17 protein-coding genes and 1 pseudogene are annotated in these 20535 nt (G+C 38.3%); 5 read left to right on the top strand and 13 right to left on the bottom strand.

What is annotated here, in order from left to right; all coding sequences use genetic code 11:
- Positions 1–14: 14 nt before the first annotated feature.
- From Q1B07_RS15645 to Q1B07_RS15605, 9 genes are all read right to left on the bottom strand, one after another.
- Positions 15–911, bottom strand: a complete 897-nt coding sequence (locus Q1B07_RS15645) for a hypothetical protein (RefSeq protein WP_299091863.1) — start codon at positions 909–911, stop codon at positions 15–17.
- Complete coding sequence (locus Q1B07_RS15640) at positions 877–1857, bottom strand: cache domain-containing protein (protein ID WP_299091864.1); 981 nt, start codon at positions 1855–1857, stop codon at positions 877–879. The genes Q1B07_RS15645 and Q1B07_RS15640 overlap by 35 nt, the downstream gene beginning before the upstream one ends.
- Positions 1858–2077: 220 nt before the next feature.
- On the bottom strand, positions 2078–3625 hold the full coding sequence (locus Q1B07_RS15635; RefSeq protein WP_299091867.1) for an extracellular solute-binding protein: 1548 nt from the start codon (positions 3623–3625) through the stop codon (positions 2078–2080).
- Positions 3626–3689: 64 nt separating this feature from the next.
- A complete protein-coding gene (locus Q1B07_RS15630) occupies positions 3690–4559 on the bottom strand; it encodes a carbohydrate ABC transporter permease (protein WP_299091870.1) in 870 nt (289 codons plus the stop codon).
- On the bottom strand, positions 4559–5422 hold the full coding sequence (locus Q1B07_RS15625; RefSeq protein ID WP_299091901.1) for a sugar ABC transporter permease: 864 nt from the start codon (positions 5420–5422) through the stop codon (positions 4559–4561). Before Q1B07_RS15625 ends, Q1B07_RS15630 begins: the two co-directional genes overlap by 1 nt.
- A 791-nt stretch (positions 5423–6213) precedes the next feature.
- Entirely contained in the window at positions 6214–8502 is a 2289-nt protein-coding gene (locus Q1B07_RS15620; RefSeq protein WP_299091873.1) for a pectinesterase, read from the bottom strand.
- Positions 8409–9464: a hypothetical protein gene (locus tag Q1B07_RS15615; protein WP_299091876.1), complete on the bottom strand. Its 1056-nt coding sequence runs from the start codon at positions 9462–9464 to the stop codon at positions 8409–8411. The genes Q1B07_RS15620 and Q1B07_RS15615 overlap by 94 nt, the downstream gene beginning before the upstream one ends.
- A gap of 709 nt (positions 9465–10173) precedes the next feature.
- On the bottom strand, positions 10174–10680 hold the full coding sequence (lepB, locus tag Q1B07_RS15610) for a signal peptidase I (protein ID WP_299091878.1): 507 nt from the start codon (positions 10678–10680) through the stop codon (positions 10174–10176).
- A gap of 9 nt (positions 10681–10689) precedes the next feature.
- A complete protein-coding gene (locus Q1B07_RS15605) occupies positions 10690–11316 on the bottom strand; it encodes a TVP38/TMEM64 family protein (protein WP_299091881.1) in 627 nt (208 codons plus the stop codon).
- 140 nt (positions 11317–11456) lie between these two features.
- On the opposite strand from Q1B07_RS15605, the gene Q1B07_RS15600 reads away from it, so the two are divergent.
- Positions 11457–11816, top strand: a complete 360-nt coding sequence (locus Q1B07_RS15600) for a hypothetical protein (RefSeq protein WP_299091882.1) — start codon at positions 11457–11459, stop codon at positions 11814–11816.
- A gap of 371 nt (positions 11817–12187) precedes the next feature.
- Here Q1B07_RS15600 and Q1B07_RS15595 read toward each other — a convergent pair whose 3' ends face one another.
- A complete protein-coding gene (locus Q1B07_RS15595; RefSeq protein WP_299091884.1) occupies positions 12188–12757 on the bottom strand; it encodes a competence protein ComK in 570 nt (189 codons plus the stop codon).
- A 405-nt stretch (positions 12758–13162) separates the two neighbouring features.
- Between Q1B07_RS15595 and Q1B07_RS15590 the strand changes: the two genes are divergently transcribed.
- A complete protein-coding gene (locus Q1B07_RS15590) occupies positions 13163–13399 on the top strand; it encodes an IDEAL domain-containing protein (RefSeq protein WP_299091885.1) in 237 nt (78 codons plus the stop codon).
- Between the two features lie 315 nt (positions 13400–13714).
- A complete protein-coding gene (locus Q1B07_RS15585) occupies positions 13715–14326 on the top strand; it encodes a general stress protein (protein ID WP_299091887.1) in 612 nt (203 codons plus the stop codon).
- Positions 14327–14552: 226 nt separating this feature from the next.
- Here the strand turns inward: Q1B07_RS15585 and aceA are convergent, their stop codons facing one another.
- The 3 genes from aceA to Q1B07_RS15570 form a co-directional block, all read right to left on the bottom strand.
- Positions 14553–15833 carry an isocitrate lyase gene (gene aceA / locus Q1B07_RS15580; RefSeq protein WP_299091889.1) on the bottom strand — a complete coding sequence of 427 codons (1281 nt, stop codon included), beginning with the start codon at positions 15831–15833 and terminating at the stop codon, positions 14553–14555.
- Between the two features lie 82 nt (positions 15834–15915).
- On the bottom strand, positions 15916–17505 hold the full coding sequence (gene aceB / locus Q1B07_RS15575; RefSeq protein WP_299091891.1) for a malate synthase A: 1590 nt from the start codon (positions 17503–17505) through the stop codon (positions 15916–15918).
- A 210-nt stretch (positions 17506–17715) separates the two neighbouring features.
- Positions 17716–18984, bottom strand: coding sequence for a M48 family metallopeptidase (locus Q1B07_RS15570; protein ID WP_299091894.1), 1269 nt, complete (start codon positions 18982–18984; stop codon positions 17716–17718).
- Between the two features lie 168 nt (positions 18985–19152).
- On the opposite strand from Q1B07_RS15570, the gene Q1B07_RS15565 reads away from it, so the two are divergent.
- Both Q1B07_RS15565 and Q1B07_RS15560 read left to right on the top strand, forming a co-directional pair.
- Positions 19153–19902: an SIS domain-containing protein gene (locus tag Q1B07_RS15565; protein ID WP_299091897.1), complete on the top strand. Its 750-nt coding sequence runs from the start codon at positions 19153–19155 to the stop codon at positions 19900–19902.
- A pseudogene (locus Q1B07_RS15560) lies at positions 19896–20003 on the top strand (IS6 family transposase); the annotation flags it as partial. The gene Q1B07_RS15565 and the pseudogene Q1B07_RS15560, both read left to right, overlap by 7 nt.
- Positions 20004–20535 lie beyond the last annotated feature (532 nt).

The following is a 20535-nucleotide window of genomic DNA, read 5'->3' as shown; positions in this document are numbered from 1 at the left end:
TTAAAGAAATCCCTTTACTTATTTTTCACTTTATCCTCATCACGGCTAAGTCGAAGAAAGCAGTCACCAGTCCTTGCGATTATTGACAACGCTTTCTTTTGACTCATACAACTTCTCCTGATTTCTCCAATGATATGGTCAATCAAGTTTCTGGACCGCAAGCTGTCCCCTGTTTCAATCGCTTCTGACAACTGATCCAAAACATGATCATTTATCGTTATTTTTCGAGAATTCTGTTCCACGAATTCTTCAAACTTTAATATCCTCCCATAGCCTGAATATAACCTGTTTCCAAGCGCTGTATCTGCCTCAAAAATAGCCTCTACCAACTTTCCAAAATCAGTTTTTTGACTGCTGATTCCGATTGAAATACTGAAATCTAGTAATTCCTTAACAATTTGAAGGGCTTCCTTTAATTTTTTTTCTAAAAGTATTTCATCTTCACCTGGACGAAGAACAATGATTAGTTTATCTTTTCCCAGATCGATACATTCACTATGTGAATATGACTCTACTATTTCTGTCATGATATTTGCTAAAGCAAATTTTAAAAGGGAATGATCTGAAGCTGGAAATCGATAAGACCATTCATAAAAATGATCAATTGAAATGATCGCAACTTTTAATAGCTGATTGGTTGAGTCTTGGAAATACCCGTTGCATTTTTCACGAATCTCTTTTATATTTGTAATATTTTTATGATATATATCACTAAAAAACTTGGCTGATGCTTCTGTTTTTGCCTTTCGTATCATTTGCGATAATTGCGCATGATCACTTAGTAATTCCCCTGCAAGAGCTTCTAAGTGCAGTAAATCATGGTGGTCCATGTCCCGGTTTCCAATATTGAACAACTTTTTCATACGGCGGATCGGTCTAAAGGCGATATTTGTTGATATAAAAAATGGCAACTCCACCTAATAATAATGCGAGGATTGAAACGGAAAGAACGACATGACCGACTTTTTTCGATTTGGCTAGTAAACTATCTTGAGGGACAAGAGAAACATATTTCCAGCCCGTGAGCGGTGAAATATTCTGGCTTACGAGCAGTTGTCTGCCTTGATAAGTAATATCGCCCAGATGTTCCTCATTTAATTCAGATACGGCACTCACAATGGCTTTAGAATCTATTTTTTCACTAGAAGAAGTTGAAGAAGAATATATCATTTCATTGTTTTGATCGATAATATAACGTGCACTGCTTAATTTTGCCATATTTGGTGAGTTAAATGGTTCAAAAAGGTCTTGATAGCCAAGATTTATGGCAACGATTCCTTTGAATTCACCTTGTATCATGATTTTCCTAAACAACGTTATTTCGGAACGATTGTATTTTTCTCCAACCTGAACATTTCTTTTTTTCACAATCACTTTTTTATCGCCAAATTCGTCAGCCACCCCTAACCAGGTTGAATCACTAAAGGTAGATTTACGTGAGCTGTATCCATATGGCATTGAAACAAAACTTCCATGTTTCATATCATATATGTAAATACTGTTGATGGTGGATGAACTATTGATAAGAGTAGATAATAACTGGTAAATTTCAGTAACAACATAATATGAATTCTGAATATCGCTATTTAAGAACTTGTAAACATTAGTGTTTAAGGCAACCTTGATCGCGATGTTATCGCTTTCACGAATGTGATTATCAATAATATCCATACTCACTTGCAGCATTTGCTGCTGCGGTTCATTTAACTCCTGCTGCAGCACAGATTTAGATGTTTGATAGGATGTGAAACTCACGATAAGAATGATAAAAAAAACAGCAATCGTTAAAAATAAAATAAGCCTTGTCTCGGTTTTATGAAATGAATATTTAAGCCATTTTTGGAAAGATTGGAGCATTCTTTTCAACCTCCTTTTTTGGCATTATACTACATATTCATTTACGTGAAGGAGATTTTTTACAATCATAACGATTCAAAAGCCTATTCTTAATTTCTTAGTATTTTCATCGTTTCGACCCAAGCAATAAAACAATTCTAATTCCGTGTGTCTTTTACAAGAGCGTTGCCCAAAAATTATTTTTTGAGCAACACTTTCTGTAAAACTGATAAATCCGTTATTATTTGTTTACTTTTTCATACCATTCTTGTACTCTTTCAGTAACTTGCTCTCCACCTGCTTTATACCATTTGTCCACAAATTCATCGAACTTCTCGATCGGCCATTCTCCAATTACGATCTTCGTTAAATATTCTTGAAATAATTTAAGTGATTGAATATCCGGAAAGCCTTCGTAAACAGTAGACGGCAAACCATCTCCAGCAATTCTTCGGGCATCCGCAGTACTCACCTCAAAGATATCCTTCACCATCTGTTGTTGATAGTCTTCCATTGTTTGTTCAATCCGAATATCCATGTCCTCTTTTGTAATTAAATTCTTCATACCTAATGCAATCGGTGTTTCATCATTTTGCGGAAGCAATATCTTTTTCCCATTCTCCACCTTATGCTGTGCACCTTCGATTCCAAAAGTGGTAAATTCGTCATTTGCAGGATCATAGAAGAAGTCTAATAGTTTTAAAGCAGCTGCAGCCTTCTCCTCAGATGCTGCTGGAATCATCCATTCTGGTTCTCCCATGCTTTTTTGAGTGATATATCCGTCAAATCCTTCTGCTTTTGGAAGCGGCATTCCGGCAACATATGCATCTGGTGCCCCTGCAAGCATGGCATTATGACGCTCACTTAATTTAGAGGGTAGATGGTACCAGCTTCCTACTAAATTGTTATTGATCTTCGCTGTCCAAACCTCTCCTTTATTTAAAAATGTTTCATTATCTAGTAGTTTTTCTTCATATAAATCGCGAATGAATGAAATAGCTGCTTTCATATTTTTGGTCACACCAGCATATTGAATTTCGCCCTCATAAATATCCCATTCAGGCACACCTTCCCACATGGCGACACCATAGATCGCAAATAAGTGATCCATCCATTCTCCGAATTCCCTTCCTGTTGTCGGAATTTCATCTTGTTTACCATTTCCATTCGGGTCCTTATCTCGGAATGCTCTTAAAAGCTCTTTATACTCCTCTACTGTTTTTGGCATCTCCATTCCTACAGCTTCAACCCAATCCTGACGAATTAAGGCTGCTCGTTCTGTAACAAGATTGACTTTTGGTACATAATAAATTTTCCCATCAGGCGTAGCAGAACGTACAACATCCCATGCTTCTTTAGGTATTCTATTCCATACATGTGGTGCATACTTCGGAAGCAGGTCATCCAAAGGTAGTGCTGCACCTTGGCTGATCAAGGTTTGTTCAAATCCACCAATCGGGCGGAAAATATCTGGATAATCTTCTGATGCAAACATCAAATTTAACGCTTCAACCGGGTCAGATCCTGCCGCAGTTGACATTAATTCATATTGAACACCTGTAGCTTCTTGTACTTTTTTCACATGCGGATCGTCGGGTCCAGGTAGAGTCCCTTTCCCCAAATGACTTTTAAACACTTTTACTTTTGTTACTTCTTTTGATCCATTGTCTTCAGAAGTACTGGACGTACTTTCAACCTCCTTATTATTGGCACAACCAGCAAGAGTGCCAATAATAAGCATCAAGGCGGTTAGGACAACTAATAAAGACTTTCTGTTACTCTTAACCATTCAACATCCCCCTTTGTTTCATTTCATCATTTATAAAATCAAACCGTTATTCGGTTTAATCTATTTATTCCTTGAGAGAACCGAGGACAGCACCCTTCACAAAATATTTTTGTAAATATGGATACACCAATACAATTGGTATGGTAGCAAAGATGATTGTAGCCGCTTTCAATGTAATCGTGTTGAAATCAAAATCACCCTTAACTAAATTAACATCAGCTAGAGCTTCTGGTGATTCAAAATATCCTCGAAGTCTCAACTGTAATGGCCATAGGGTTTGATCACGTAAAAATAGTACAGCCGATTGGAACGTATTCCAATAACCAACCGCATAAAACAAGCCGATTGTTGCAAGTACGGGCTTTGATAAAGGCAAATAAATTTGAAATAACAAGCGAAAATCATTACATCCATCTATTTTTGCTGCATCATCAAGATCACTCGGTATTCCCATAAAGAAGGTCCTAACGATGATCATATTAAAGGTACTTAATAATCCCGGAATAATGAGCGCCCATAATGAATCCATCAACCCCAGCTCCCTAACTGTTAAAAAGTAAGGAATCATTGGAGCGTTAAAAATCATTGTGATGACGATCGCAACCATCATCGGCTTTTTTAAGAGGAAATCTTTTCTCGACAATGGAAATGCAGTCAAAACGGTAATTAGCAGACTCAAAAATGTTCCGACAACCGTAATATAAATTGTCACCCCAAACGATCTCCAAAGCACTTCATTTTGCAGAATATGTTTCCACGTGCCCAAAGTAAATTCCACTGGAAGGAGGAATACCTTTTTGGATTCAGCAGCAATCGGAGAACTGAACGATACAGCTAACAATTGAAGCAAAGGCAGAATCATCGTTGCAGCAATAACACAAAGAAACGTGTAGTTAAATACACTAAAGCATTTTTCTCCCAATGATTTCTTCATTACCATAACCCCTGTCCTGATTTTCTTGCGAGCCTATTAAATATCCAAAGTAAGATAAAGCCCACAACTGATTGAAACAAACCAATTGCTGTTGTAACACTGAATTGCCCTTGAAGCACCCCTGCTCGATAAACATATGTTTCAATGATATCACCAACGGAATAGGTCATTGGCGTTAATAGGTTAAAGATTTGATCAAACCCAAGCTCTAAGAAATTTCCAATATTCAATAAAAATAACGTTAAAATAGTAGGGTACAATAATGGTAGTGTAATATATCTAATTTGTTTCCATCGATTTGCGCCATCCATGACAGCTGCTTCATATAAATTTGGGTTAATCCCTGTTATGGCAGCTAAATAGATAATGGTTCCCCATCCAACCCCTTTCCATATCCCCGAGATAACGACAATTGAACGAAAATAATCCTCTTCCTGCATAAACAAAATGGGTGCTGCACCAAACAACTCGCGAACGGCATTAACAATTCCTTCTGCAGCCAACAATTCAAAGACGATACCGCCAACAACTACCCATGATAAAAAATGAGGGAGATAAAACAAACTTTGTACAGTTCTTTTAAAAGCCATTAATCGTATTTCATTAAATAACAACGCTAAAATAATCGGTGCCGGGAAACCAAAAATAAGCTGATAAAAAGCAATCAGGAGGGTGTTCCTAAGAACCTGATAAAAATCTTGATAGGAGAAGATAAATTTGAAATTCTCCAACCCAACCCATGGACTGCCTAGAATCCCTTTAAAAATTTGATAATCTTGAAAGGCAATTACACTTCCAAGTAATGGGATGAATTTAAAGATGATGTAAAATAAAATTCCTGGAATGATCATGATATATAGCATCCAGTTTTTTTTAATATTTTCTAAATACAACCTGATGAGACTTTTCTTTTTAATAAGTACATTTGCATGAACTGTCAGGTTTTCATGATGTTGTTTGACCGGTGTATGATCCATCTCTCTACCTCCCTTTTATTTTTGAATATTTGCAAATTGATTATAACGATCTTGATCGCGCTTAGACAATCATCCATTTTTCCACGAAATGCACAAATTGTAGATAATAGGACAAGTGGCGTAGATATACCAAGATCGTAAAAGATATTATTTATAAGCGTTTTCCTTTGTGGGTATAAGCTTTTATACAAATGGTTTGTTTTATGTAAGATCTGTTTGTTCAATTTAGGCGATATGTGAGAATGGTAGGTAACAAAACAAGAGCGATATCCCTGATTAAGGAAAAAAATCAGCTTACTTGGGTTATACCGGATATCGGGTATCGGGTATAAGGAAAAAAACGCCTTTCATAACTGGGATGAAAGACGTTTATTTGTTAGTTCCCTTATCCATTGTCCTTCATAACCGAGATGAAGGACATCTTTTTACTCGTTACCTAATCTATTGTCCTTCTTGACCGAGATGAAGGACATCGACTATTGCTTTTCTTAACGAAATGTCCTTCATCAAAATTTTGATGAAGGACATTCTGTAATTATCCGGCAAAAATTATTTCCTGTTAAATAATTCTGTAAATCAACAATCAATTAAAATCTGCTTGCATCTTTACATGGAACCCATTTATATCTTGCAAACAGCCTTATCTAAACTGTAGACTCCCTTATTTTCCGTGAAATTTAATTTCCGTTTTCAAGCTTTTTAATGAATAACTGTGCATAATTAGAAAGGGTCATTTTTGCCTCAGGCGATACATGATGCTGCATGGTCTTTTGATTAAGCTGTTCAACATATTTGTTCATAAATGTAACGGCTTTTTCTTTTGAACCCATTTCCAAATGATTCTCGGCTTGATTTAGAGTATTTGTTAATTGGGATACAAGTGGACCTGTTAAATCTCCTGTTTTCTCAAATTGATCCATATAATTTTCTAAAACTGTTATAAACCCTGGTGTAACCTTAACGGTGTTGGATCTTTCAGATTCCCCGCTTGCATTTTGGGCTTTAATGTAATAGTTGTACTCTACACCAGGTTTAGCCGTTCGGTCGTAGTACGTATTGACTTTGGCATATCCGATATATTCTACTTCCCCATTTGCTTCTCTGTAAATATTTACTTGGTTTTCTCCACCATTGGATGTCCAAATGAGTCCGACAAATGATTCGCCTACTAGACCGATAGTCAGATCAGATGGTGTGTTAGGGATAGGCATTGTAATTGTAAGTTCATCTGATGCTTTAGTCTCCCCCATTTCATTTACTGCAGTAATTTTATAGGTATAGCCTGTTTTACTTACACTAATACTATCGTCTAGATAAGTGGCTGAAGTTGTACTATCGACCTTAGAAAAAGCACTGTCTCCATTCGCTTTTCTGTATATATTGTAGCTTTCTGCTCCATCCACCGAAGTCCATTTTATTTCGAATGCAGCTGTGGTCACTTCACCTGAAGCTAGTCCTGATGGGACCTCTGGTAATGTTACAGGAGGCTTAGTCGTTGTTGTGACACTGTCAGTTTTTTCTGATTCACCGCCAATGGCTATCGTCGAAACCTTATAGTAATACGTTGTTGAAGGAAGTACGGTATCATCAATATATTCTGCAGTTGCTGTACTGCCTATCTTCTTATAGCTGCCATTTTGTTCAGTGGCTCTGAAAACAGAATAACTAATCGCATTCTCCACTGGAGTCCAATCCAGCTTAATTGATAGACTCTTTGTTACAGGTACATTTAATCCTGTAGGTACAGGAGGAGCTGGTTGTGTAGAATCAAAGGTAAGCACTTCCACACTATCAGATAAAGGTGATTCACCACCGGCATTAAGTGCAGACACCTTATACTGATAGGTGACACCTTGCTCTACTGCAGCATCTACATACTCTGGGATTTTAGAGCTTGCCACCGCTCTAAATACAGGATCCTTTGATGTTGATCGGTAAATGAGATAAGCATCTGCCGCACTTACCGATGTCCAATTAACTGTAATCGCAGCATCCTCGTTTAGTTCACCTTTCAATCCAGAAGGACTGACTAACAGTGGATCTTCATCCGTATTTGTTGGTTTGATGATAACAAAATAATTCATTTTTGACGTATTATTATTCGCTCCCATTACGACAAAGGAGCCGGAAGAATAATGCTTTTTGTATAGAGTGTACTCAACCGGTTGATCATCTTGAATACTAGTTCCTGTCTCCTCATAGGAGTTTATTAACCATTCCGGCTTATCAGTAATTCTTGAATCATGCGCCACATAAACATCAGCATCAGCAGTCAAATAGAAGGAAACTAAATCCTCACTTGTAGCACTTCTCGAGCCTACTGCAGATCTGATCCATTCCATGCCCTGCAATTCATCTGGTATTGACTGGAATTTATAAGCCGTTCTATCTCCAGCAACCAGGTCGCCAATTTGAAGATTCTTTTGAACAGACCAATTTGGCGCATTCACAGTTCCGTTGCTGCTATTATCGTTGATTGTTACATTCCTAATGATATCTCCGTTCATACTTTCAACCGGTTCCGGAGTTGGTTCCGGCTCTGGTTCGACCGGCGGCTCAAACGGTATTCCTGACCATTCAGGCGGTGTTGTAGGATAATTTTCCGGGAAACCAGGTGCCGCTAATTCATTCAAATATTCTTCTAGATTTGTATAACCATTTCCATTGTGATCTCCGTTTCTGTCCTCCGGGTCAGCAGGATTAAATCCATTATCCTGTTCCCATTCATCAGGCATTCCATCTTGGTCAGTGTCAACAGGGGCTTTTCCTTTTTCCAGTAAAGGGAACCCTCCAACATCATTTTCATTGCCAATAATGACTCCGGTTTGATTTTTCACGCTATTAATCACACGTTTGTCGACTGCATCCCTCACTAAAGAGGCACCGACATGGTCCAGAACAAGGTTATATGCTGTTTCAGGATCTTGTGTGTGTACTGGAGGGTATTCAAATCGATCCGGAACCACAACACTAGGCCTTTCAAAACCTCGATAATATCTGTTCCTGTATCAGTTCCATCAAGAACACCGTTTTTATTACTATCAATCCGGTTGTTTTCAATATACACACTATAATTCTCATTGCCTCGTACAATGGCATGCTCAGGATCAGCAGAGTTTTTCCCTGCAATAAAATAATTTCCTACAACATTTCCATACCCTTTTGTCCCCGATTCACCACCGGCTACATACGGGAATCCTCCCCAGTTATAGACGATATTGTTAACAAAGTCGATCTGTCCTTTTGTTTTAGGATTTCTGTCATTATTGTGGGCATAGAGATTATGATGCATGCTGATTGTATTCATCTCAATCAACCCGCCCATTGAATGAGTTAGTAGACCTTCAGAAATAATCGACCATTGTACCGTAATATTTTTTGATTTTGGATTTTCATAGTCTTTACTTTTGATCGATAATACCTCATCTGTTCCCCATGAAAAAGTCGAATGGTCGATGATAACATTCTGACAATCTTCAAAATACATCGTATCATCATTAAAGCTCAGATCACCCAATCGGAAGCGAACATACCTGATAACAATGTCACTGCAATCAATGAAACGAATATTGTTCCCTCGAATGGTCACTCCGTCTCCTGATGCTGTTTGACCAGCGATGGTAATATTTGATTTATTTCTAAGCACAATCTGGGGGATGGTTATTTCTCCAGAAATATCAAATACAATGGTACGAGGTGTTTCTCCAGCTGTTGTCAGCGCATCATGGAAAGTCCCCGGACCTTTTAGCTCATAGCTTGTCACATGATAAACCTCTCCACCCCTTCCCCCAGCTGCAGCATACCCGAAGCCTTCTGCTCCAGGAAATGCAGGCAGTAACGCAGTATCAGCTTTTACTGAAGGAGCGACCATTTGAAATAGGGAAAAACACAATATAACAGATAAAAACACGGCTAAAAACCTCTTCATCTTATACCTCCCATTACATATTTTCATGCTGACTGAGTGGTATTCTGAGGCTGCGTTGCAATTTTATTAGATTGATGAGGGAAGAATTTTGTTTCATGAAAAATTTGATTATTAAGAAGATAGATGTTTCGTCTATTTGCATACTAAAAAAGCGCAGCCTTACCATCTCATTTCATACAAAGCAAATGACATACACTTCGTGCCCCCATTTCCCCTATCTGATTTGATAGGAGATGTATGTAATAACCGGGCTGCTTGTGACAGCGCTTTCTTTCTTGCGTATCTGTTTGCTAACTCCCCCCCCTTTTTTAAAATTCATAACCATTATAGCGATCGATTTCACACGAGAACAATCAACCATTTTTCCGTTAGGTATACAAATTATAGAGTAAGCCCTCTATATTAAATTGGTTTATCCGCAGCAAAAATCGTTTATAAGCCGGCGAACGCAATGCCACATATTTTTATTAAAATAAAAAAAGCGCAAGGCGCTAAGCATTCGGCGACAAGCATAAGGCGAACAGGAATAGAAGGTGTTCTTTACCTTCAATTCCTGTTTGACTAGACCCTAGAGCCGATGGCGCCTGGAGCTAGATTCAGAAACGCAAGCTATGTTAAGAAAATATATAAATTTTGGTGTTACAAAAAATACTAACCCATCAGACTGCACCATCATCAACTGACGAGATGCTTGCCAATGTGTTAGTATTTATTCCGGTTCTCCAACTGTCCCAATCACATCGTCTATTTTAACCAAGCCAAAATGACGGCTGTCACGGCTTTGAAGACGATTATCTCCAATAACAAAAATATACCCTTTTGGAATTTTTGTTTTATCGATAATTTCTTCTAAGGTAAAATTGCCAATCTGCTTTGTTACTTGATTTTCCTTAATAGAAGGTAAAAACGGTTCATCAACTGCCTTGCCATTGACATAAAGTTGATCATCTTTATAGTAAATTTCATCACCTGGTAAGCCGATTACTCGTTTTACATAAATTTGCTCACGATCAGGCAGATGAAAAACAACAATATCAAATCGATCAAGCGAATCAAAATATAAGGCCAATTTATTAATGGAAAGGAGCATTCCTTCCTCGTACGTCGGTTGCATCGAAACACCCTCAACTTTGTATTCGACAAAGATAAGGTTTTTTAAGAAGATAGCCATTAAACATATACCAACTGTTGTGAAAGCTATTCCCCGTTTTTTCATGGTACCCCCCTACAACATTTTGCGGCCACTTTTTTTTACAGTCATTGACATATTTAAACGTCTCTCGACTCTCTTTCCAATAAACCATAATGAAAAGATAACAACCGCTACCATAATGGATCTTTCTGGCTGTGTGATGAGTGCATGTAAATCTTGACCAATAAAACTTACCACAAAAATCATGACAAACTTTCCAGCTAATACGGCTAATGTGAATTGCCAAAAGCTTACTCTAGAAAGCCCGGCAACTACATTAATTGCAGCAGACGGCGTAAACGGAAAACATAAAATGAGAAACAACGGGCCAAAGCCCCTCCGTTCAATCCATGTCAACAGCTTTTTAATCGCTTTTTTCTCTCGTAACCTCTGAAAGACTTTCCATTCGCCAAGTTTTCTCATGATAATAAATACTATAATAGCACCTGAACAAGCTCCAATCCAAGATAAAAAAAATCCCAGCCAAAGCCCAAACGAATTCACATTTGCCACAATGAATGCTACAAGGGGCAGAAATGGAAAAAATGCTTCGAGCAATGGTAACAATATTCCATAAAACGGACCGAACGAGCGATACGTTTCAAATGCCTCCATTAATTGTTTTAACGAAAAAAAATCCTGCAATGTCTCCGGGTTCATTCTATTCTCCTCAAAAGTCCTTTGGTATCTATTTTACACATTTTTGTCAAAACTTGAAAGCTAGGAACAACTTGCTAAAAACATTTTAATGACTTATAATAAACACGAACAAATGTTCTGTAATTTAAGGGGGCATTTCTGTGACAAGAATACCGAAGGACATCCGAGATATGATCGAATTATCTATTTATTTGCCAATGGCTGTTTCGATCTTCAACCGTGATTTAACCGTTATCGAAAAAAGTCCGTTTAAACTTCATAAACCATACTTAGTGCTTGTAGAAGAATCCCTTAAGCTGGTACAAAAGGATTTAGCAATTGTTAAGCAAGAGCTGCGCAAACGGAATATAAAAGTACACCAGGTCGAACGAGACGAAGCGTTCACGCTTTATTCCTTTCTTTACAACGGCTATGAAGAAAAACATAATTATTTTAATCCAAGAATACGGAACAAGGTATGCGAGCTTATGGAGGAGTATTTATTTAAACCGCAAAAATAAATGGTTTACTTTGGAAAAATTCCATTCTTTTTTATTTGAACGCTGAAAGACACCTCTCTGTAGCAGCAGGTGTCCCTAATTTTCCTAAATCCAGTCAAAAGCTCGGAAAATAAATCGAATCACATACCACAAAACTCTAAACGGAAAGATAATAAGTTCTGGAATATAGAAAAATACTTCAAAAAGGAAATCAGCAAACGCATAACGGCCCCTAAACGACAAAAAAGAGACTGTCCTAAAATGTCCAACTTCTCCAGCAATCACCAACTGAACAGGACTTCATCCTTTTTTGAGGGATCCACTTGTTGGGTTAGAGAAGCTGGATATTTCTATTTAGAATCAGCCTCCATGCATTTTATTAAATTAAATCATCAATATAGTTTTCGTTGAAATTCTCTTATAATTTGTTCATAAATAGCATTTACATCTTTTTCACTTGGCTTGAGAAGCTTGTTTATCTTTTGCTGTTCTAGTTCAATTCGTGATGTGATGATTGTTCGAAGTTGTGCTGTGCGAAAGAGTTGATTTTCAAATGATCCAACTGAAAGTGGTAGAGTGATTGTTTTTCCATTCGTAAAGGTTATCTGTGTATTATCATGCTTTGCTTTTGAATATTCCTTTACATAACCATGAGAAATCCATACGCAATGCGATTTCGTTGAAGAAGTCGTAGGGAAAAAGTAAATCGAATTTGCTGGATCAATAACGATCGGTGATTTATGGGTAATTCTCATCAGGCCCTTTGTCCCTTCTTTTCTCCCCGAATAACTGCTTCCAAAATATCTGCAGCTTTGATCAATGATTTCCATCGGACGTTTATGTACGACCACCTCCTCTTCATATTCAATGACTTCTGAGTACATTCTGTTTGAATCAGGAATGATCGCCATTGTAAATCGGTTAATAATGTAATCCTCTAAAACATTTTTCAATTCATTCACAACCTTTCTCCTCCTACTTTTTTATTAGGTAATTTTTCACAATTCCAATCTAGCATGTCCAAAAATAAATTTCTATAAATTTTACAAAATCTCAACAAAAAAATGACTTCCTTAACATTTTCTTAAAGAAGTCATTCCTCCAGTATCTTTTCATCCAATTCTTCATTTTCATTTTTATCGTTCAAGCTCTCAATCCCTACCAAAGGATTTAATGCAGTTGGCGAAAGCTCACGTTCTTTTTCTTTATCCATGTTTTCACACCCTTTTAGAATAGCTTATCCAACTAAATGTATTTCATACACGGTTAAAATATTCTGATTAAATTTTTTAAAAATTTTAACTATTTGGTTGATTTTCACTACCTAATTCCATACAATATAAAAAAGGCATCAGGGGGTATCTTTCATGAAAAATAAAAAGTCTTCCTACACTGAGATCATGAAGTCCCGCAATTCAATGAAAAACGTTCCATCCGAGCATCCTGTGTTAGACATGTATATTCAAATGGTTTTAGACGAAGCGTTGTTTAACAGGAAAAGATTTTTGCTAGAAGAACGTATAAATGATGCACTTGACACGAAGAACGAACCATTATTCATGAAGCTATCAAAAGAATACAAGGTATTACGTAAGTTAGGATAAGGGCTGCCATATGGCAGTCTTATTTTTTTAAAGGTAAGAAAGAAAATTTTGTACTTAGTTTTAGTGTCTAGCTCCAGCGCCTAGCCCCTCTAGGGTCTAGCCACTCATGAATTGAAGGCAAAGAACGCCTTCTATTCATGAGCGTCTTATGCTTGTCGGGGCTGATCAAGGCGCTTGCGCTTTTCTTATGTCACTAAGCATCTATACAATGATTTAATCGTGAACCCTTTTTCTATTAAAATAACTGGTTTATTTTGCGGCCGTTTTTGGGTAGATGCATTATAGAACATAAAAAAACTAAAAGGAGGAGTAAGCATGGACAAGCATAATCAACGTTTTGCTAGAATTTATGATACAGAAAAAGAAGCGATCTCAGCTGTGGAGGATCTAAAAAGACAAGGCTATAAAGCAGAAGAGATCTCTGTAATAAGCAAAAATCAGGATGATGTCGACACGATTACAGATGAAACAGGTACAACAGCGGGCGAAGGAGCAGCAACAGGGGCAGTAGCAGGAGGTACACTTGGCGGGTTAACTGGTTTGTTGGCAGGCGTAGGAGCCCTTGTCATTCCTGGTATTGGACCGATTTTAGCAGCGGGACCAATTGCTGCTACGTTAACGGGTGCGGCTGTCGGAGCAGGAGTCGGCGGATTATCTGGGGCACTCATTGGATTAGGCATTCCAGAAGAAGATGCAAAGCACTACAACGCATCAGTTAAAGAAGGCAAAATCTTAGTCATTGTTGACCAAAAAGAAGACTCTGATAAAAGAAACGAACAATCCATTCCTCCAGAGGTAGATACAACCCCTGTTGAAGGAAGTGTTATTCGCGAAAATGATTACAATAACTACGAAGATCGTGATCCTACGATAAATGAAAAGGATAGGAACATAAATACCGGAGCAAATATTAGTAGAAAATGGTAGAGATATATTTTTTGGGACAGTTCCTCTAATGTTTTGAGGAACTGTCCCCATTATTTTTTATCCCCTTTGTTCTAGTCACCCCCACGAAAAGCAGTGGGGTATTCCCCATTAAATTAGTGCTTTCCAATACATGCCTCTGTAAGCTGTTCATCTTCAATTGAGCCTGTAATTTGGAAGAAAAACACTCATCTGTGGTATTATTTGGAACTGTCCTACCACCTCAATTTCAAGCCTCCGTAAACTGCTCCGCTTCCGTTGACCCCTTCAACGCGGTTGTCGATGATGTTCCGCCAGAGATCGTTTGAGCCACTTCATCAAAGTACCCAGTCCCAACTTCACGCTGATGTCTTGTTGCTGTATACCCATATACTTCGCTGGCAAATTCACGTTGCTGCAGTTCTGAGTAAGCTGCCATGCCGCGGTCCCGGTATCCTCTGGCAAGCTCGAACATGCTATGGTTAAGGGCGTGGAAGCCTGCAAGTGTTACGAATTGGAATTTATAGCCCATTTTCGCAATTTCTTTCTGGAAGTTTGCGATTGTTTGATCATCAAGCTTTTTCTTCCAGTTAAATGATGGTGAGCAATTATAGGCTAATAATTTTCCAGGGAATTTTTCATGTATCGCTTCAGCAAATCTTTTTGCTTGTTCCAGATTAGGTTCAGAGGTTTCACACCAAATTAAATCAGCATATGGTGCATAGGCAAGTCCTCTGCTAATCGCTTGGTCAATGCCGGCACGAGTTCGATAAAAACCTTCTACCGTCCGTTCCCCTGTAATAAATTCTTGATCAATCGGATCAATGTCACTTGTAATTAAATCTGCGGCATCCGCATCTGTACGAGCAATGATGATGGTCGGTGTGCCCATAACGTCTGCTGCCAATCGTGCAGAGATTAGATTTTTTACAGCTGTTTGTGTTGGCAGCAATACCTTTCCGCCTAAGTGTCCGCATTTTTTCTCAGAGGATAATTGGTCTTCAAAATGAACACCCGCTGCACCTGCTTCAATCATTGATTTCATTAATTCGAATACATTTAACTGACCGCCAAAACCAGCTTCTGCATCGGCAACAATCGGAGCAAACCAATCGATATTTCCCTCTCCTTCAAGATGCTGAATTTGATCGGCACGCTGAAGCGCTTGATTGATGCGCTTTACAACATGCGGCACACTGTTTGCCGGGTATAAGCTTTGATCTGGATACATGTTACCGGAAAGGTTTGCATCTGCTGCAACCTGCCATCCGCTTAAGTAGATGGCCTTTAGCCCGGCTTTTACCTGTTGTACCGCCTGGTTTCCAGTTAGCGCACCTAATGCATGGATATAATCCTCAGTTTGCAGATAGTTCCAAAGCTTTTCAGCTCCGCGTCTAGCAAGGGTATGTTCAATCTCAATAGAGCCCCTTAAGCGAATTACCTCTTCTGCACTGTATGGGCGGGTAATCCCTTCCCAACGCTTATCGAATTCCCAGCTTTCTTGTAATGCTTTTATTCTTTGACCGTTCACTTTTCATTCCCCCATTTATTTTAGTTTTTTTATATGGATAGTCGGATATTTTAACTGACTTCTCCTTATCCGTCGATAAATTTTAAAGTTTTTCATAACTTGGTATCGTTAAAAAATCAATAAATTCATCACGCTTCACAAGCTCATCAAACACGGCAATTGCTTCGTTAAATTTCCCCTTTTGAAACCCTGCTTCACCGAGTTCTTCTTGAATCTTCCTAATCTCTTCATCTCTTAATTGCTCATAAAGTTCAAAAGTCAGCTTCCTGCCATCATCAAGGATTCCCCGTGGATGTCTGATCCATTGCCACAGTTGAGCCCGTGAAATTTCTGCGGTTGCGGCATCCTCCATTAAATGATGAATAGGTGCAGCCCCCCTTCCGCTTAGCCATGAGGCAAGATAACGGATGCCAACATCGATATTTGTCCTTACTCCAGCTTCTGTAATCGCACCATCTGGTACCTCAAGTAAATCCTCAGCTGTTACCATAACATCTTCCCGTTTGCGTTGAATCTGGTTTGGTGTTTTCATATGCTTATCAAAAACTTCCATTGCCACCTGTACAAGTGCTGGATGTGCCACCCATGTCCCGTCATGCCCATCTGTTGCTTCACGCTCTTTATCAGCGCGAACCTTTTCAAATGCCTGTTCATTTGCCTCCTGATTATGTTTAATCGGTATTTGAGCAGCCATTCCTCCCATTGCATGAGCGTTACGCTTGTGACATGTTTGAATCGCAAGCAGTGAGTAGGATCTCATAAACCCGACAGTCATTGTTACCTGTGCACGATCTGGCAGGATAACAGGTTCACAGTTTTTAAGTTTCTTTAAATAGCTGAAAATATAATCCCAGCGTCCACAGTTTAACCCTGCTGAATGTTCTTTTAATTCATAAAGAATTTCATCCATTTCAAAAGCAGCCATAATCGTTTCAATTAAAACCGTCGCTTTAATCGTGCCTCGTGGAATACTTAATTCATCCTGAGCGAAGCAAAACACATCATTCCAAAGCCTTGCCTCAAGGTGACTTTCCATTTTAGGTAAATAAAAGTAAGGTCCGCTGCCTCGGTTTATCAGCTCCTTGGCATTATGAAAAAAGAATAATCCAAAATCAACTAAGCTTGCAGAAACTCTTTTTCCATCGAGCTCAATATGCTTTTCCTCAAGATGCCAGCCTCGTGGCCTTACCTTTAATGTAGCGATCTCTTCGTTTAGCTGATAGATTTTACCGTTTTCATTTTCAAAGGAAATCGTTCTGCGAACTGCATCTCTTAAATTAACCTGCCCGCTCATAACATTTTCCCAGCTTGGAGATGTCGCATCCTCAAAATCAGCCATGAACACTTTTGCACCAGAGTTTAACGCATTGATGACCATTTTCCGATCAACCGGTCCGGTAATTTCAACCCGACGATCTTGAAGGTCTTCCTGAATCGGTGCTACTGTCCAATCTCCATTTCGAATATGCTCTGTTTCGGGCAAAAAACACGGTAATTTCCCCTGATCAATTTCCCGCTGCCGTTCGATTCTACGCTGTAATAATTCCTTTCTTCGGGTGCCAAAATTCCTTTCAAGCTTTTCAATAAATTGCAACGCTTCTTGTGTTAACACCTGGTGAAATTCATTTGTCATTTCTCCAATAATTTTACAACCAGTCATTTGTGTTGCCATGATTGAAAGAACACCTCACTCATTATTGTTATAATACAGTTTGTTATTACTAAAACTAATATATAACAGATGAAGGAAAAATGGAACATTTTTCTTTAAAGAATTTTCGAAAAATTTTTTGCCGAGCTCTAATTGCTTAGTTATCGCCAGTTACCATCAATATTTTGACAAACAAAAAAGACCTGGCTTTTGATCACCAGATCCTTGTTCTTAATTGCCTGATTGCTTTTCTCCGTGCTCTTCTAAATAAAGAATCCTCTCAATCATCGTAGGGTGGGTATAGCGGAAAATCTTGACTAAAGCCGGAGGATTCACCTGACTTAAACCAGCCTTTGCTAATTCCTGAAACGAACTTACAGCTGCTTCATGGTTCTGTGTCATCTCAATGGCATACATATCCGCAGATTTTTCCTGGTATCTGGAAACGGTGTTAACTATTGGGCTTGAAGCAAAAGTAAGAACACCTAAAAGAATTAAAAATAACGGAAACGCTGTAAGTTCTTTTATTGATTTTATGTGGAGGAGATTTCCACATTTCTTTACGATCCCCTTCATCATCAAATGGATCAAAAATAATCCGAATAAGCTTAAAATCAAATAACCTGCAATTCCAATATAAATATGGTTCATCACATAATGTCCCATTTCATGTGCCATGATAAATAAAATTTCGTTTTCACTCAACCGATTTAAGGTTGTATCCCATAAAACAATTCTAGAGTTCGAGCCAATTCCATTTACATAAGCATTAAGGGCATTTGTTTTTTCCGACATATTCACTTCATAAACATGTTCACCCGGAATATCCGCTTTAGCAGCTAAATGCAAAATTTCCTCTTCAAGCTCCTTGTTTTTCAACGGGTAAAAATCATTGTATAAAGGATCAATCACGACCGGCTGTACAAACATTAGAAACAGGGAAAACGGTATCGAAAGCAGCCATGCGTACAACCACCATTTTTTCTCAAATCGTTTAATCAGTCCGTACAGAACAATAACAACCACAGTCATTAATGCATAATTCACCCAAAAATCAATGAGCTGATCCTTCATCCATGAGGAAAACGATTGTGTGGTTATATTGTATGTTTTCGAAACCTGATACCCAATCCACTCAACCGGGAAAGAAATGATTGTTACAAAAAGTGAAAGCCAAAAAAAATAGACAGCTGATTGCAGGCTAAAATATCGCGAAGTCGCATTAGACCATTCCTGCATTTTCTTAGAAAAGCCCGTGATAAGAAATACAAATAATAAAAACCATTCAAAAGGCATTGTAACAAAATAAAGGAAATTTCTTATCGTTGAATATTCCTCTGATAAAATCAGTTCTCTTCCTGACATAAAAGTGGCAGGGTCTGCTGATGTTCCCTCATACGGGGCAGGGACACCAGATTGTGAAAATATAAATAAATACCAATAAACAATAAAAGCATATAGAAAATATAACACGATCGATCGTGTTAACCATTTTCTCAACAGACATCCCCCCTAAAAACAAGCTCTTATTCTAGTGTAGTTTTAGACTCCTTTTATTAGAACATAAAATGGGCAAGCACTTCCATCATTCTACTCTTTCTTTCTTTCTTTCCTTTGCCAGATAAGGTACAGTTAACTTACAAACTCTTTTTTATATGAGGTGTAGCTATGCTATCAACATACTTTACAAAAATTCAAGATAAACTCCAGCTCGTTTTAGAAAAAGAGTCGGAATCAATGAAAATCGTTGCTGCAAAAATAGCAGAAAGTATCCAGCAAGGAGGAATTATCCAATTATTCGGCTGCGGACACTCGCATATTCTGACTGAAGAGGTCTTTTTTCGCGCTGGAGGACTAGCCCCTATTAAGCCAATTCTCATTGAACCACTCATGCTTCATGAAGGGGCGGTTAAATCTTCACAGCTGGAACGACTAAATGACTATGCCGCTCATTTTCTCGACCGCCAGGATATCCAGCCAAATGATGTAGTCATTGTCCTTTCAACTTCTGGTATCAATCCCGTTCCGATTGATGTTGCATTATACGCTAGAGAAAAAGGAGCATTTGTAGTTGGCATTTGTTCGTTTGATTATCGAAGCGGCCAAACATCAAGGCATAAAAGCGGAAAATTTCTCGCTGATGTTGTTGATCTTCCTCTTAATAATTTTTCCGTAAAGGGAGATGCGATTCTTTCTTATGATAGAGTTAAAGTTCCGTTCATCCCAACCTCAACAGTTATTGGAGCCGCAATGCTAAACGGGATATTAGCAGAGGCTATTAAAAAAATTGCTGATGCAGGTATGGAGCCGCCGATCTTTTTAAGCGGAAATATCACAGGGGCTGATGAACATAATAAGAAGTTAATTCAGAAGTATAGTAAACGCATTGAGCTGCTAACAAGGGGAATGGATTTTTAAAAAAAGCCTTGGCTTTTTCACACTTATCCACTTCTCTTGTTATTCCTGTAGATAAAAATCCAGCTTATCCTGTAGCAATCGAAGTGTTAAAAAAAGAAAAACAGTAGCTATCAACCACAAATTGTTACCTAGCTGGATAGGTCTATTGGGTTGAATCAAGTAATTGGTTGCCTCAAATGATACTGCGATTTTAAAAGCCCTATCGAGAGAGCTTTAAAACGAGTCGAATTCACGCGAATGTCCTGTCAGTTAAACGGTTTTGTCTCCCTTAGTATAGTAACTGGGAAGATTTCAGAGAACATTATCTCACCAGCTAATGAAAAAGTCGGTTAAGCAGTAAAGAAACTATGATCTAATAAAAAGAATTAAAATCTATACTACAGCTCACACAATCTATCCAGTTGAAAACAATAAGAAAAGCGCAAGGCGCTAAGCATTCGGCGACAAGCATAAGGCGAATCGGAATAGAAGGTGTTCTTTACCTTCAATTTCGATTTGACTAGTCCCTAGAACCGATGGCGCCTGGAGCCTAAAACTAAGTACAAAATTTTATACTTTCTGGTGTATGAAATAATGTAATTACCAATAAGAAACATAAAAAATCCCCAGCGACTTCAAGTAAGATTTAAGTAC

Source organism: uncultured Metabacillus sp. (assembly GCF_947503125.1).
In the GTDB taxonomy this organism is placed as follows: Bacteria; Bacillota; Bacilli; order Bacillales; family Bacillaceae; genus Metabacillus.
The sequence above is the reverse complement of the archived record's forward strand: the minus strand, read 5'-3'. Positions and strand labels throughout refer to the sequence as shown.